At 60.3% G+C, this 14608-nt stretch carries 7 protein-coding genes and 1 pseudogene; 3 read left to right on the top strand and 5 right to left on the bottom strand.

Annotated features, from left to right (window positions below; genetic code table 11):
• Positions 1 to 978, top strand: a complete 978-nt coding sequence (locus MNI96_RS04975; protein ID WP_249690896.1) for an FAD binding domain-containing protein — start codon at positions 1 to 3, stop codon at positions 976 to 978.
• Positions 975 to 3086 carry a xanthine dehydrogenase family protein molybdopterin-binding subunit gene (locus tag MNI96_RS04970; protein ID WP_249690893.1) on the top strand — a complete coding sequence of 704 codons (2112 nt, stop codon included), beginning with the start codon at positions 975 to 977 and terminating at the stop codon, positions 3084 to 3086. Before MNI96_RS04975 ends, MNI96_RS04970 begins: the two co-directional genes overlap by 4 nt.
• A 310-nt stretch (positions 3087 to 3396) precedes the next feature.
• Here the strand turns inward: MNI96_RS04970 and MNI96_RS04965 are convergent, their stop codons facing one another.
• The 3 genes from MNI96_RS04965 to MNI96_RS04955 all read right to left on the bottom strand — a co-directional run bounded on the left by MNI96_RS04965 (position 3397) and on the right by MNI96_RS04955 (position 8898).
• On the bottom strand, positions 3397 to 4071 hold the full coding sequence (locus tag MNI96_RS04965) for a nuclear transport factor 2 family protein (RefSeq protein ID WP_249690891.1): 675 nt from the start codon (positions 4069 to 4071) through the stop codon (positions 3397 to 3399).
• 282 nt (positions 4072 to 4353) lie between these two features.
• A complete protein-coding gene (locus MNI96_RS04960) occupies positions 4354 to 7230 on the bottom strand; it encodes an ATP-binding protein (protein ID WP_249690889.1) in 2877 nt (958 codons plus the stop codon).
• Between the two features lie 390 nt (positions 7231 to 7620).
• Complete coding sequence (locus MNI96_RS04955) at positions 7621 to 8898, bottom strand: MFS transporter (RefSeq protein WP_249690887.1); 1278 nt, start codon at positions 8896 to 8898, stop codon at positions 7621 to 7623.
• A 135-nt stretch (positions 8899 to 9033) separates the two neighbouring features.
• On the opposite strand from MNI96_RS04955, the pseudogene MNI96_RS04950 reads away from it, so the two are divergent.
• Positions 9034 to 9578, top strand: a pseudogene (locus tag MNI96_RS04950) (integrase core domain-containing protein).
• 486 nt (positions 9579 to 10064) lie between these two features.
• Here MNI96_RS04950 and MNI96_RS04945 read toward each other — a convergent pair.
• Both MNI96_RS04945 and MNI96_RS04940 read right to left on the bottom strand, forming a co-directional pair.
• Positions 10065 to 11195, bottom strand: coding sequence for a hypothetical protein (locus MNI96_RS04945; RefSeq protein WP_249690884.1), 1131 nt, complete (start codon positions 11193 to 11195; stop codon positions 10065 to 10067).
• 97 nt (positions 11196 to 11292) lie between these two features.
• Positions 11293 to 14217, bottom strand: a complete 2925-nt coding sequence (locus MNI96_RS04940) for a DEAD/DEAH box helicase (RefSeq protein ID WP_249690882.1) — start codon at positions 14215 to 14217, stop codon at positions 11293 to 11295.
• Between the last annotated feature and the right edge of the window lie 391 nt (positions 14218 to 14608).

Raw genomic sequence — 14608 nt, 5'->3', positions numbered from 1 at the left:
ATGCTTCTCTTCACATTGCAGAAGGCCGGCAGCCCCGAGGATGCGATCGCCGCGGCGCAAGCCGGGGCCCGCTACATCGCCGGCGGCACGACCCTCATTGATCTCATGCGCGAAGAGGTCGAGCGGCCCGAAAGGCTCGTCGACATCAACGCGCTCCCGCTCAAGGATATCCGCGTCGAAGGCGAGGACCTCGTGTTCGGCGCGCTGGCGCGGATGAGCGAGATCGCCGCGCATCCCGACGTCCTGCGCCTGCAGCCGCTCGTGGCCGAAAGCCTGATCGAAGGCGCCTCGCCGCAATTGCGCAACATGGCCTCGATCGGCGGCAACCTGCTCCAGCGCGTGCGCTGCCCTTACTTTCGAATGCATGACGCAGCCTGCAACAAGCGCCAGCCTGGTTCCGGCTGTACCGCGCTCGACGGGCTCAACGGCGGCCATGCCATTCTCGGAACGAGCGAGCAGTGTGTCGCCACGCATCCCTCCGACGTTGCCGTAGCGTTCGTAGCGCTCGACGCTACGATGCGCGTGCGCGGCCCGGACGGCGAGCGCAGTTTCCCGGTGGAGGAGCTCTTCCGGCTGCCCGGCGACACGCCGCATCTTGAGCACACGCTGCTGCCCGGCGAATTGATCCTCGAGGTCCGCGTGCCTGGGGGCGCCCATGCCAGGCAAGCGCGCTACCTGAAGGTGCGCGACCGCGCCTCCTACGAATTCGCGCTGGTTTCGGCCGCGGCGGCGCTGGAGATCGAAGACGGCGTCATCCGCACCGTCCGCATTGCCTGTGGCGGCGTCGGAACGAAACCCTGGCGCATGCGTGCCTGCGAGCAGGCGCTCATCGGCCGCCCGCCGGATCGCGCAAACCTCGAGGCGGCGGCAAAGCTCGCGCTCGAAGGCACGCGGCCGCTCGCGCACAACCACTACAAGATCGAACTGCTGCCGCGCACGATCGCACGTGCGCTCGAAATGGCGGGAGAACTCGCATGAACACACAATTCGTCGGACAGCCGATCCGTCGCGTCGACGGTCGTCTCAAGGTGACCGGTGGCGCACGCTATGCGGCGGATTTCAATCTGGACGAGCACGTCTACGCGGTCATCGTCAATGCGACGGTTGGGCTCGGCCGTATCGTCTCGATCGATCAGGCGGCCGCAACGCGGCTCCCCGGCGTGATCGCTGTGATCTCGCACCTCAACGCCCCGCGCCTCGCCTACCACCCGCACAAGGGTGCGATCGATCCCGCGACCGGGGAACGGCTGCATGTGCTGCAGGGCGATCAGGTGCGCTTCTACGGCCAGCCGGTCGCCGTCGTCGTCGCCGATACGCTCGACCAGGCGGAGCGGGCGGCGGCCGCGCTTTCGATCACCTATGCGGCCAAGCGTCCTGCCGTCGACCCGTCGGCCTCAGACACAACGGAAATCATGGCCGAGGCCAGCAAGGGCCCCAAGGCATATTATCCGGCCGACACCGCCCGCGGCGACGCCGACGCCGCCCTCGCCACCGCGCCCGTCAGGATCGACGCCTTCTACGACACGGCGCGCGAGAACCACAATCCGATGGAGCCGCATGCGACCGTCGCCCGCTGGGACGGCGATCGGGTGACGCTCTGGTCGAAGACACAGTTCGTCGTCAACGAGCAAGCCGAAATCGCGGCGATCTTCGGCATCCCGACCGAGAACGTTCAGGTGATCTCGCCTTTCGTCGGCGGCGGCTTCGGCACAACGCTCAGAACCTGGTCGCATGTGACCATCGCCGCGTTGGCCGCTCGCCAGGTGGGACGGCCCGTCAAGCTCGCGCTGACGCGCAAGCAGATGTTCTTCACCACCGGCCATCGGCCTCGATCCTTGCAGCGGGTAGCACTCGGCGCAACACCCGACGGCAAGCTGACCAGCATCGTTCACGAAGGCCGGGGCGAGACCAGCCGCTACGAGGAGTTCATCGAGGCGCTGACCGCGGGCACGGGCTTCATGTATTCCTGCCCGAACGTCCGAACCCAGTACCGCATCGTCCCGCTCGACACGGGCACACCCAATCACATGCGCGGTCCCGGCGAGGCGCAGGGCATGTTCGCACTGGAGTGCGCGATGGACGAACTGTCCTATGAACTCGGCATCGACCCGATCGAACTTCGACGCCGCAACGAGCCGGAAATCGACGAAAGCACCGGCAAGCCGTTCTCGAGCCGGTCGCTGATGCCGTGTTACGACCGTGGCGCCGAGCTGTTCGGCTGGGCACAGCGCAACCCGGCACCGCGCTCAATGCGCGACGACCGCGAATATGTCGGGATGGGGTGTGCATCCGCGACCTATCCGGTGCTCTTCAGCCCGACCAGGGCGAGAGCGCGTTTGCTCGCCGACGGCACTGCCGAGATCGAGGTCGCGGCCAGCGACATGGGGCCGGGGACCTATACGTCGATGACCCAGGTCGCCGCGGACGCACTCGGCCTGCCGCTGGACAACGTCCGCTTCAGCCTCGGACGTTCCGACTTTCCGCCGGCCCCACCGCACGGGGGGTCCCAGACCATGGCGTCGGTCGGGTCCGCCATCCGCGCCGCCTGCGCAGCTGTTCTGGAAGCAGCAGCGCGCAACCGCGAGGTGCGGCCGATCGAGGCGGAAGGATCGGCGCAGCGCGATCCGGAGGTCGCGGCGCGGTTTTCCATGCATTCGTTCGGCGCCGTGTTCGCCGAGGTGGGGATCGATAGCGACGTCGGCACGATCCGCGTGCGCCGGGCGCTCGGCGTCTACGGCGCCGGCCGTATCGTCAATCCGCGGCTCGCCCTCAGCCAGTGCACCGGCGGCATGGTCGGAGGCATCGGCATGGCCCTCATGGAGCGCACCATGCTCGACGCCCGCGACGGCCGGCTCGTCAACGCCCACATGGCCGACTATCTGATGCCCGTCAATCTCGACATCGACCGGCTTGAGGCGCATTTCGTCGACGAGGAGGATCCCCACGTCAACCCGCTCGGCGTGAAGGGGCTTGGCGAGATCGCTCTGGTCGGCATGGCCCCGGCCATCGCCAACGCGATCTTCCATGCCACCGGCACGCGCCTGCGCAACCTGCCGATTTCGATCGAGAACGTACTCACAGCCTAGGGCAGACCGCATCCATTCGGACGAAGTAAAGGTGCCCCAGGGAACTGAAGTCGATGAGCGTTGGACGTTCGGTCGCTATCGAAAGAACGTCCGCCGATCCAGGCAGCCGGCGTTCGATCGGACAGATCGGACGCCCAGCGGCGACCCTATCTCGAAACCTTGAACAACCACACCTGCGTCCGACCCGACGCAGGTGTGGCCAGCTCGCGCTCCGCACCGGCGCGGTCGGCGCGCCGATCGACTCGCGTATAAATTGCGCAAGGCGAGATCAAATCCCGCTCGGCATAGACCGTGATCGGCGCCTCGGCCCTCACTGCTTCGGCAGGATGATGAGGCTGACGATCCGGTCGCTGGACAGGCGAAAGTACAAGGCGTGAATCACTGGATCCGGAAGCCCGAGCCAGTCGAAATTTCCGTTGACCGTGACCGTTACGATGACCTCGCCGTAGTGGTCGAGGGCGTTGACGACATAGAAGGTCAACCGGCGCCCGACGACATCGCGTGACGCCCAGTCGGCAATCGCAGACCTGCCCCAATAGTCACTGAACTGGTCATCGACGAAGGCGTCGGAGGCGAATGTTGCAAGCATGCCTTCGGCGTCGAGGCAATTCGCCGCTCGTAGGAACCTTCCGACGGTCGGGGGCATCCGGACCGGCGTCCGGTCTTCGATGGCAACCACGGCGACCCGCCCGTCATGGACGACGAACCGCCAGTCGCTGTAGGTTTCCCCCTCGCCGCCTTCCGGCCCCCGTGTGACTGTCAGCGTAGTGACCACGGCCTCCCCGGCTCGCTTTCGTTCGTCGACCGCGCGGATCAGGCGGATTGAACAACCCGACAGGAATTCGAGCCAATGGGCGAGCGGCTTGACCGTCGCCAGCCGCCGATCGAGGCGCGAGGCCATGGTCTTCGCGGTCGTATTGCTGCCGCAAGCAACCAGGCCCTCGAGAAAGATCCGGATCGGGAGGGGAAGATTGGACAGAGACATCGCCGACCGACAGGCAATGAGGTGGTGGCATCAGACCATCTCTGTTCGATCATCGCGGAAAACGTCGGCCCGCGCGTGTTAATGGTTGTGAAAAAACGAAGAGCATGCCGACGACGTCATATCGCGGTCCATCGGCGAGGTTACTTGAATACCCCTCTCCTCGATCACAGAATCGGCAATACTTTTCGAACAGGAAGCATCAAGTTATCGAAGATATTTCGTAAAAATCTCAGTAATTAAAGTAAATTCCGTTCATGCCGCTTGGATGTGTACAGGAGATATTCAGGTGAACGAATTCTCACTCGTCACGATCTTCTCAAGCATACGAACTGCAGCCGAGAAGTCTCGAGTGGCAAAGCCTTCCCTGAATCGAGAGCGCGGCTCGCTCAAGACGCTACGTGCCTCCGAAATCCTTCCATCCTGCAGCAACAGCTCGGCCAGCGTCGTTGCCGCGCGCAGCTCCCAGCCCAGAGCGTGCTGCAACTGGGCCAACTGAATCGCCTCTCGAAGCAAGGCTTCAGCCATATCAGTCCCTCCGTCTTGCGCGGCCATGAGGACCTCGGCGCTCGCCCTCAGCACCTCCGGATACAGAAATCCGCGGTCGGCCGCTTCTCTTGCTTGAGCGACCAGAATGCGCGCCCCGTCGACCTCTCCGAGGCACAAAAGCCCCTTCACCAGCGCAAGTTCCGCGGCAGTCGCGCGTGGCCGCGCTCCCTCCGCTCGTATTCTGGGTAGAGCGTCTTTCAAAACCTCGACCCCGCTGGTCGGGTTGCCCCTGGCGATGAGCAATTCCCCTTTGAAGCCAACGCATGTCGATTCGAAGTGCTTCAAGGAGTGCGCCCGCGACAAGGACAAGGCCCGGCCGACTTGCGTCTCGGCAGCGTCAAGCTCACCACTCAGCAAGAAGATCGGCACCGTGTGGGTCAGCGAGAGGCAGAGATCGACCGGTCCTCCCCGAGTTTCGGCCTCTCCGGCGGATTGCCTTGCGATGAGCATGGCCCGTTCTGGCCGGCCGCGCATCCAAAGGGTAAGGGCCAGGGAAACGAGGCCACGCGAGCGTTGATGATAGCCAAACAACGTGTAGTCTTGGGAAATCGTCGCATTCGACTGCGCCAGGGCGCTTTCTCCGACTTGCTCCGCCTCCCTCTGGTTTCCGGCAACGAAGTGGGCGGACGCGAGAAGCCATTTGGCAGCCACCGCCGGGCTGTCGCCGGCAAGTTGTTCCGCTATGGTGACGCTATGCCGAGCTGCTCGAATGGCTTCGTCGGTTCTCGAATGCCGCGCGAAGAACACGCTCTGCCCGGCAAGCAGATGAAGTTGACGTTCCGTATCGCGCAAGGCCCCGGCCAGTTCGAGACCTCGATCCATCGCATGTCGGATCTCGTCGTTGTTTCCGGACGTGAATACGGTGGCGATCGCTGTTGAAAGCTGGAGCGTTAGCTCCAGTTTGCTTCCGCGAACCGCGGCAGGAAGCACCGCCAGTGCTCGTCCGCACCATTGCAGGCATTCGGGAAGATACGAGAGCCCCAGAAACAAGGGTGCTGCCTGACCAGCCATTTCCACGCCTAAACGGCTGTCGCCGCCTGCCGAAAAGCACCAGGCCAATGCGCTTCGCAAGTTGGCGAGGTGAGGTTCGAAGGCGGTCAGCTGTCTCTTATCTGCGATCACGGGGGCGTCCGCTAGGATCTGCCCCAACAGACCCGAGACATAGAGCACGTGCCCCTTGTGCAGCCGTTCGCTCTCTCCGCACTCTTCGAGCTTGAAGGCCGCGTAGGATCGGGTCGTCTCCGGAAGTCGGAACGCCGGAACCCCGTTCTGCTGGACAACCCAGACCAGAGATTTCTCGACCAGGCCTTCGATGGCCTCGATGCCTTCATCGTCGCCGTCCCGGTCAACGGTGCTGCCGAAGTCGTGGGCCTCCGCATGTGTGAACATGCCCACGAACAATGACAGGCGTCGCAATAAGCGCTGCTCGCGCTCCGAAAGGAGGAAGTAACTCCAATCGAGCATCGCCTTAAGTGTCTTGTGGCGCGGCAAGGCCGTGCGCCTTCCTTGCCAGACCAGCCTGAAGCGGTTGTTCAGCAGGTCTTCCACACCGTGAATGCCGTAGGGTCCGACGCGGCTGGCCACGAGCTCGATCGCGAGGGGAATTCCGTCCAGGCGATGGCAGATCCTAGCGACGAGCGGCGCATCCTCGTCGGTCAGGCCCTTTGAGTATCCGCTGGCTGCGGCCCGTTCCATGAACAGGCGCACGGCGGGCGTGGCCAGCGCCTGCGCCGCAGTAAGCCCCTGGTCCCGTCCCGGAACGTCTAACGCGGCCAGACGATAGACGTTTTCGCCCCGGACGCGCAGGGCCTCCCGGCTCGTAGCGAGCAGATGCAGCGCCGGGAGATCCGCGATCAGCCGCTCCGAAAGGTCCGAAACGGCTTGGACGAGATGCTCGCAATTGTCCAGGACGAGAAGAATGCGTTTGGCCTTGAGAGACGTCAGCAGGCGCGCCATCGCGCCATCCCCCTGTGCTTTAAATCCCAGCGCTGCGCCGGTCTCGGAGATGACGAGCGCGGGATCGGAAATTGCGCCGAGGTCGACAAATGCCACCCCGTCGGGGAAGGTCCGCAACAGGCGATGCGCCACGGACACCGCGACAGTGGTCTTGCCCATGCCTCCCGCGCCGACGATGCTGACGAAACGGCTGGATTGGAGAAGCTCGCAGAGGGCGTCGACCGCTTGGTCTCGGCCGATCATGCTGGCCGGCGGAGCGGGCAATTTCCTCAGCTCGGTTTGCGATTCCGATGTGTCCGGCTGGGCTTGCTCAAGCCGGCCGCGAACCACCGGCGCAGTGAAGCAGTAGCCACGGCCCGGGACGTTCGTGATATACCGGACGTCCTCCCGCCGGTCGCCGAGTGCTTTGCGAAGCGCGGCGAGGTTCACGCGAAGATTGGATTCCTCGACAGTGACTTCCGGCCAGACTCGCTCGATCAACTCCTCTTTCGCAACGACCTGACCCGGGCGTTCCAGAAGAGTTCTCAAGATGTCGAGCGCACGTGTTCCAACTCTGACGGAAACACCGTCTCGAAATAAGGACCTATGCGCGGGCACCATTCGAAACGGCCCAAAGGAAAACACCTCGCCCTCAGTGAAATCATTCTGTTCGATCATAATAGATTTCCAGCTCGTCCAAGCGTCGAACTATCAAGCCACCAGCAAAGCTGAACACGCTACACATACCAAATATGCGAGCGCAAACCGCGCAGAGATGCTTGGAAAAATGCCGGCCGTCGGATCGGGGCCAAAAGGCCATCGTTCTTCCCGTCTCAACGCCGCCGGCTAAATATTAGGCAAACTGAATGAGAACATTACAATATAGCATTTGTGCCAAAGGATACAGACAGGCTCCGGCGCGGCTCGCCATCTCAAGCCCGCACGCCCGAACCGCCCCGACTAGGAGCGCCCGAACCAACTCGGGGAAGCGCCCTGATCCACGCAGCTGGGGCAATCGCTGCAAGGAATGCATCGGGCATGGAGGCGTTATGGGATTCAGGAAGTGCCCTACAGAGGCCGTCCGAAAAGGGGCACCGGGAGAAACCTGATCATTAGAACGAAGGCTACAGCGTTCAGCCCGCTCAGGATCAGCATCGCGTCGGGAGCGCTCAGTCCGAATTTCTGCGCCGCGGCAAGCGCTGTGCCGAAGATGACAATGAGAGCGGCGCCCAATGCGCTTGCCCCCGCGATCGTCCTCGCCCGGCGCCCCGGTTCGGGCCAGACCTGAAGAGCAACGGACGTGGGAACAAGCAGCAGGCCACCGGCCATCGCAAGACCAGCCACATCGATGGCAATGCGGATCACATGTGCCTGGACAATGAAGTCGAGGATTGGAACGGAGGTGTGTTGTTCGGCGACGCCCGCAATCACGAAGTGAATATCAAAGCAGAGGACTGACATCAGTGCCGTCCCGATGATCGACGGCAGGAAGACAACCCGTCCTGCACAAAGCCTCGCTGCAAATGCGGAGCCGATGCCGATCGAAAAGGCAAAGACGACAAGGAAGAACGTGACGGCGCTCTCCCCACCTCCCATGTTTTCCTTAACGAAGACCGGAAGCACCGCAAAGATCATGGCGGAGATCAACCAGAACCAGGACGTCATCGCGGCAATGACGAGAAACCGGCGCTCGCGTACCAGATCGGCAAAGATCTCCCATGTCGACTTGATGATGTTCCAGTCGACCCGCAGGCCGGGACTTGCAGCCGTGGTCGGGGGAATCATTCGGCTGACGAGATAACAGGCAATCGCCAGCGTAACGATGATCGGGGCAAAGGCCAGGTGAGCGATATCCAGCGTGAACAGAAGCCCCGCCGAAAGCGTGCTCCCCAGCTTGGCGAGAAAGACACTCCCCTTCAGCCAGGCGTTCGCCGTCGGGAGTTCGTTGGGACGCATCTGCTCTGGAAGGATGCTGTACTGCACGGGCACGCCGAACGCCGAAACGACACCGAACATGAGAAGTGACGAAAACAGTGTCGGAAGCGACTGGAAGGCCATGCCGAGGGTTGCCAGCACCGCCCCTGCGATCTCCACCAACTTGAGCCCTCTCAAGATAGCGGCCTTGTCATACCGATCGGCAATCTGCCCACCCGGCGCAGACAGGAAAAGAAAGGGCACGATATAGACGGCGCTTGCGAGGGAAATCAGGGCAGCGGAACCCTCCGCGACATTAAACAAAATCAAGAAGACCAGGGTGTTCTTGAGGAAATTATCGTTGAACCAGGAAACAACCTGACAAAAGAACAAGGGGGCAAATCGCCGATTCGCTACCAGATAGTGAGCCACCGTCCCTCCTCGACACAACAATGCGACTGCCGGAAAGCCGAGAGGTATTCTAACAGGCGGGAGCGGATTCCACCCCACTAGTTGGAGCCGGCCTCGCCACCCGCTGTTCGACCGCTCGGATATAGCGTCCCTCGCATTCAGGAGACGGATGGAAGGAAGCGTTCAAGGTTCACGGAAGAACAGATCATCGGCATTTTGCGAGAGCAGGAGAGCGGCCAGAAGACGGCCGATGTTTGCGGGTACCACGGAATCTCGGAAGCCACCTTTCACAAGTACAAGGCCAAGTTTGGCGGTATGGATGTATCCGATGCCCGCAAGCTGAAGACGCTGGAAAGACGTGAATGCGAAGCGCTCGTCCGTCTGCGTGGCAAACCGGTCACCGTGGTCTCTGAAAGGAACCGAACTGACAAGCATGGCCGTTCTCAAATGGTGTCACCGGTTTCGGTTGGCACTACATCCAGCCCGGCAAGCCGATGCAAAACGGTTTCGTCGAGAGCTTCAACGGCAGCTTCAGGGATGAGTGCCTCAACGAGACGCTGTTTTCATCGATCGCGGAAGCCGAATTCCAAATCACTACATAGAAGGACGACTACAACAGATACAGACCCCATACATCCCTAGGCAATCTCACGCCCTACGAATTTGCATCAAAAAGGAAATCGCAAATACAGGCAGCATGAGGTCAAAAATCAACAGTAAAACTCTGCGCCAAACTGGAAGAAAATCGGACCTCAGGTCAAAGCCGATATTGTTCAGAGTTCGATTCATCGGCGTTGGGCCCTGAATAGCACATGAGAGTTGCTAGGTCTGAGTAGCAAGAAAAAGAAGCCGCCCAGTACCCGTCGTCGCAGAATGCGACCACTAGCTAAATCTTTGGCACGATCGATTTTTTTGGTAGCGGAGGACCGCTACCGCCAATCCCCACACCTACCGGAAATACGCTACAGGCTCCGATTATTCTCTCGGCTTCTAGCAGCCTAGCTGCGCCGATGGGATTGACCGTATCAGGGCCGTTTCCAGACTGCCCGGTTGTGAAAACGTTCTGCATCAAGCAGCTGTGCTGAGTTCGCAAATTAGGAAAAGTTCGCCTATTCCACTTCTGATCCCGAAGTGTCATTCGCGCCACGTGGTAGGCATCGTGGACGACTTGCGCATTGCGTCGATCATCATTGTGCCCACTGGACGACAAACGTATCAGTTGTCTTCCATGCCAAGCTGATACCTAGTGAATGGCAGAACTTGATCTCTTCGTGTTTGGGTTTGGCTCCCAGGACGATGAGAGGATGTGCGTCTGGGTTCTGGAAATATCGATACTCGAGCACCTGGCCCACAGCAAAGCGAATGGGGTATTTGGTCTGCCCAGCTGTGGCTGGCTTGAGTTCGGCGATGACGCGGCCCCGAGTTGCAAGGTGGAAACGAACGTCGATCGCGTTCTTGTTCTGCGAAATGGCTGTCGCTTTGAGGGTTCTCAGGAAGGCGAGAAACGCCTTCTCTAACAAGTGGTGCTCGGGAGTTACCCTGACCTCCCTATTTTGAATGTAGCGCGTGTAAGGGTCTTTGGCCGCTGGCGCGCCGAAGTTGTCGGCACGCTCCGAGGACGTCTGACCTGGTTTGCTTCTCACGTAGCGCGGCAGGAAGGCTTCGTCGAACTCCCCTTCTATGAACCACTGGCGAACGAGGCTCTCGGGCGGCAGGTGTCCATCCAGCAGCTTCAGGGCATGTTCGGGTCGGATCGCCTGGTAGTTGTTGTGCATCTTGGCGAGAACCTTTTTCCCTAAGCCGAGGGGGTCTTTCGGCAGAGGAATAGGTTCGTCGAACCAATGAAAATAGTCAGATGGGCAACGCCACCTCGGTGTGTCAAATCCGGCTGGAAAGTCCTTCTTCAATGCCGCAATCGATGCATATCGCGCTCGAACGGAGCCTGCATTCCATAGCTCATTGATTGTGTTTTTGAAGGCCGACTGTTTGAAAATCGAGGCGAGGTCATCCTCCTCGTTGATGCGCACGCCACAGGCCACACCCACGATGTGCTGTACGTCGTCATGCATGGCGATCATGAGAAGGCCGAGGTGTCCATGTTTCGCGTAGAGATCGAGCTTTTCCTTCGTCTCAGTATGGAAAACGCGCTGCCCCCTCCAGGTACGGTTAATGCGCCCGTTCCATTCCTCACCGCCAAACCCGTGTTTCCTCACGAAGCCGCCGGCCACCCGGGGGCTGCTTGGACCGTTGTAGCCGTTCAAGCTCCAAAGCAGGGGCTTCACCGCCACGGCGAACTTGGTCGAAGGCGATAAGGTCATTCTTAAATACAGCCCGCGTTGCTTACGAGGAGGAGGGTCTGTGCTCCATCATTGGTCAGAACATGATGTCCTTGAACGTCAAGAAGCGCCAAGGCGGTCATGCCGAACACATGACGCGCAGGGGCAGAAAACCACCACGAACAAGGTGGTCGCTGGCGGCGGCAAGTACGTTGGCGAATTCTTCCGGCAATCCCTCTCTTTGAAGTCCAGGCTGAACCGCCAGGAACTCAAATGAAATCTGCGCGGGCGTCGCTTCCTCGATGAGGAGCGTTAAAGCATCAAGATCGCCTTTGATAAACTGATGGGCACCTTTCCTTTCAGTGAACCGCCTGCGTATGTGCTTGAGCACGCGCTGCTTGAGCGCCCAGGTGACCGACTTAACGGCCTGAGAGGTGACCTCGTATATGTCACCCAACCTGTGCCCCGCAGCGGCACCGCCCGCGCCTTTGCAATGATAGAGACGAATCGTCAATCCACGGTCGTGCTGTTCGATACCGACGAAATCCGCCATCTCGCCCGTGCCGTGATCGTAATAAACGACAATATCATTCGATGCGCGCAGACGAGCATCCAGCCATGAATGGACCGACTCCATGCCGGGGCTCGCGTTACCGAATTCGCGGCCGATATCAACGTTTGCAGCTGTCCAGTCGACTACTTCCCACTGGTCCTCGGCAACGAGAGGAACGCCGCCGTCAGGCGGCCTCAAGAGACTAGCTCCGTCGACAAGCGACAGATCGGACGTGAAAAAATGCGGCATATCGCCGTTCAGAAAATCGATCAGTGGAATGTTATCGCGATCGTGTTCCACGAATGCCTCCGGTTCATGGTCGCTTGCTGGCTCAAAATATCGGTCAGTCTCGAACGAAAACGTCGCGTCGAATGCAAACCCCGGATCGTGCCGCAATGTGACCATCACCGCTTCGGGCGTTGACCGATCGCGATCAACGGATATGTCGAAGTCCAATAGCTGCGCCGTGATGTCGCCGTTCGGGCCATTGAACCTGACGAGTGGCGGACTGCGGTACACTGACAGCGGCCAATCGGCACCGATTATGTTATCGGGAAGCTCGGTGATTTCTTCGCCGACATCGAGATAGTCGAGACCCGAGCCGGTAACCGGGTTGCGGTCGCTACTGATGCGGGTGGCAAGCTTCTCGCACCACGAGATCAGGCCAGGGAGTTTGGAACTGGTATTACTCCAAATCTTTGAGGCGCTGCTCAATCCGATAGTGACTAGGTCGCCGTCATCCGACGCTCGGCCAAACACATGGCCGCGATGGTAAAGGCGCCCATCACTCTTATGGATCGCCTTGTCCGCGTTGGAGCCGGTAACGATCCTATATGACTCCATGGTATTGAGCGCGACACGATTGCGCATTCCGACATTGAAGAATTCGGGTGTCGTCAGATCGTTGAGCGCCCGATTCAGGCGAACAAGTGGCAGCGGCCGGGGATTGGCAACCGCAAAGGTTTCAGCCAGTTGAGCGTACAGCCCTTCCGCCCGGCGGGAGGCGCATATGAACAACAGACCAGAGTCAGCGTGCTGATAGAAGATGAACAGGTCCGGGTGGACAATGGCGAGGCGATCATCGGTCGTCCATCGAGGAAGGCTGACCTCACGTGTGATGTAGACCGCCGCGTTGTGGGCTTCGCTGATGCCTTCGTAAACGACCTCAAGCGGCTCCGGAAAATTCACCGGCTGATTCAGATCGACCGGCGCATCAAGTTGGTAGACTTTGACGTGGTAGTACGGTTCAAGGACGAACAGTGACAGGTCAGCAAGGTCCTCGGCGCCTAACTGGGCAACGGCAAAGGATTCAAGCACTTCGCGAATCTGCGCTTCCTGGTGGACGCGCGTAGCGCTCAGGTTCTGCACCATCTCCTGCCAAACCGCGCGGGTATCATAGAGACGCTCGGCCTCGATCTCGATCTCCGATGGAATCGCCAGGAACGTCGCAGGCCCGATGTTGTCACCGACCGTCCTTGCAAACCTGCCAATGAATTGCAGGGTGACCGCGAGCGAACGATGGGGAGAATGGATAGCGGCGATTTTCAGGCTCGGGAGATTAAAACCTTCACCGAGCATGTTCACGCAGATAACGCCATCAAGTTCTCCCGCGAGCAGCTTGTTAATCACTCCCTTCACGTATCTCAGCGATTTGTCACCGGTAATGATGCGAAGTCTGAGCCCTGTGTTTTCGTCGTAGACGGCTTGCAATTCTCCGGCGCGCTTACGGCTATCCGTTCGCACCATTAGATGGTGCCGGAATCCGGCCTCCCGGTCCGCCGTGTACTGTCTCTCGGCTGCGAGCGCGATCGAAACGTCATGGTTGACGCCCGGGGCGGGGCCGACAGGCTGATAGGTAATTTCCCCGAAGACACCATCTTCGTAGGCCTTATGGAGATCGTAGGTGTAAATGAAGCGGCCTTTGATTTCCTTCTGGTCTTGACGAAACGGCGTCGCCGTAAACAACAGCCGCTTGGCCTCAGGGAAATGGTTGAGCACCGCCTGCCACGTTCGGGCAGGGCTATGATGCGCTTCGTCGACCAGCACCAGGTCAAACAGGTCAGCGGGCGGTTCCGGAATCTGCTCGTATTCGGGGCTGATGCTCTGAACCGTGCCTACGACGACATCGAACTCGCGCAAGGCCTCCCATTCCTCTGCCGTCGTGATACGTTTCTTGGTGCTGAACACTCGTGGGTTCGGAACGCCGTCACCAATTGCGCCGGCCTCTCGCAGCGTAGTCAGTGCGCCAGCTTCTTCGGCGATCTGTTCCCGGACAAGGCGCCCAGGCGAGATGATGAGAACACGCGTTGCGCGAAGCACGAAGGCAGCGGAAATAAGAACGGCCGTTTTACCCGATCCGGTTGGCATCGCGACCACACCGGGCTCTGACCGCAGGGTGAAGTGTGAGGCAGCAGCATGGATGGCGCCGAGCTGTGCTAGCCGGAATCCGGCAGCATCTCCGTCTTTGAGCGGGTAACGGAAGGCCTCATAATTATCCGAGAAATAGGACATCGAGTAAGAATACTTCGCGAATCACTGATAGCAAAGAAGTTAGAGCACCCTCTTGGGCTGTATCGGGTGGATTTGACGGATGAATTCGCGCAAGCTCGCTTTCGCTGCTTAATTTGGAGCCGCCGTCGCTATCGCCGTCAAAGGGCGAGCACCGCAGCGAAGGACTGCTTCAGCCCACATTGGCCTTCAATCAGATTTCAAGGAGCGGCCGCTTTCGGGATGAGGGGCGGCGACCTTGCACGGCCGGGATGGGAGCGCGAAGCGGCCATAGATGCACCCGTCAGCGGAGTGAGCGTTGAGGTCAGCTCGGTCCGGGATGACCATGTTACTCTGGCTTGCTCCAGCGTAGGAGATCCAACGTTTGAGTATCGAGACTAGGGACCGCTACCGT

It is taken from the genome of Stappia sp. WLB 29 (assembly GCF_023507705.1).
Classification (GTDB): Bacteria; Pseudomonadota; Alphaproteobacteria; order Rhizobiales; family Stappiaceae; genus Stappia.
The sequence above is the reverse complement of the archived record's forward strand: the minus strand, read 5'-3'. Positions and strand labels throughout refer to the sequence as shown.

What these genes read in the sequence shown, in the direction of transcription:
- MNI96_RS04975 (WP_249690896.1), top strand. Translation starts at nt 1, where the DNA reads ATGCTTCTCTTCACATTGCAGAAGGCCGGCAGCCCCGAGGATGCGATC.
- MNI96_RS04970 (WP_249690893.1), top strand. Translation starts at nt 975, where the DNA reads ATGAACACACAATTCGTCGGACAGCCGATCCGTCGCGTCGACGGTCGT.
- MNI96_RS04965 (WP_249690891.1), bottom strand. Translation starts at nt 4,071, where the DNA reads ATGTCTCTGTCCAATCTTCCCCTCCCGATCCGGATCTTTCTCGAGGGC.
- MNI96_RS04960 (WP_249690889.1), bottom strand. Translation starts at nt 7,230, where the DNA reads ATGATCGAACAGAATGATTTCACTGAGGGCGAGGTGTTTTCCTTTGGG.
- MNI96_RS04945 (WP_249690884.1), bottom strand. Translation starts at nt 11,195, where the DNA reads ATGACCTTATCGCCTTCGACCAAGTTCGCCGTGGCGGTGAAGCCCCTG.
- MNI96_RS04940 (WP_249690882.1), bottom strand. Translation starts at nt 14,217, where the DNA reads ATGTCCTATTTCTCGGATAATTATGAGGCCTTCCGTTACCCGCTCAAA.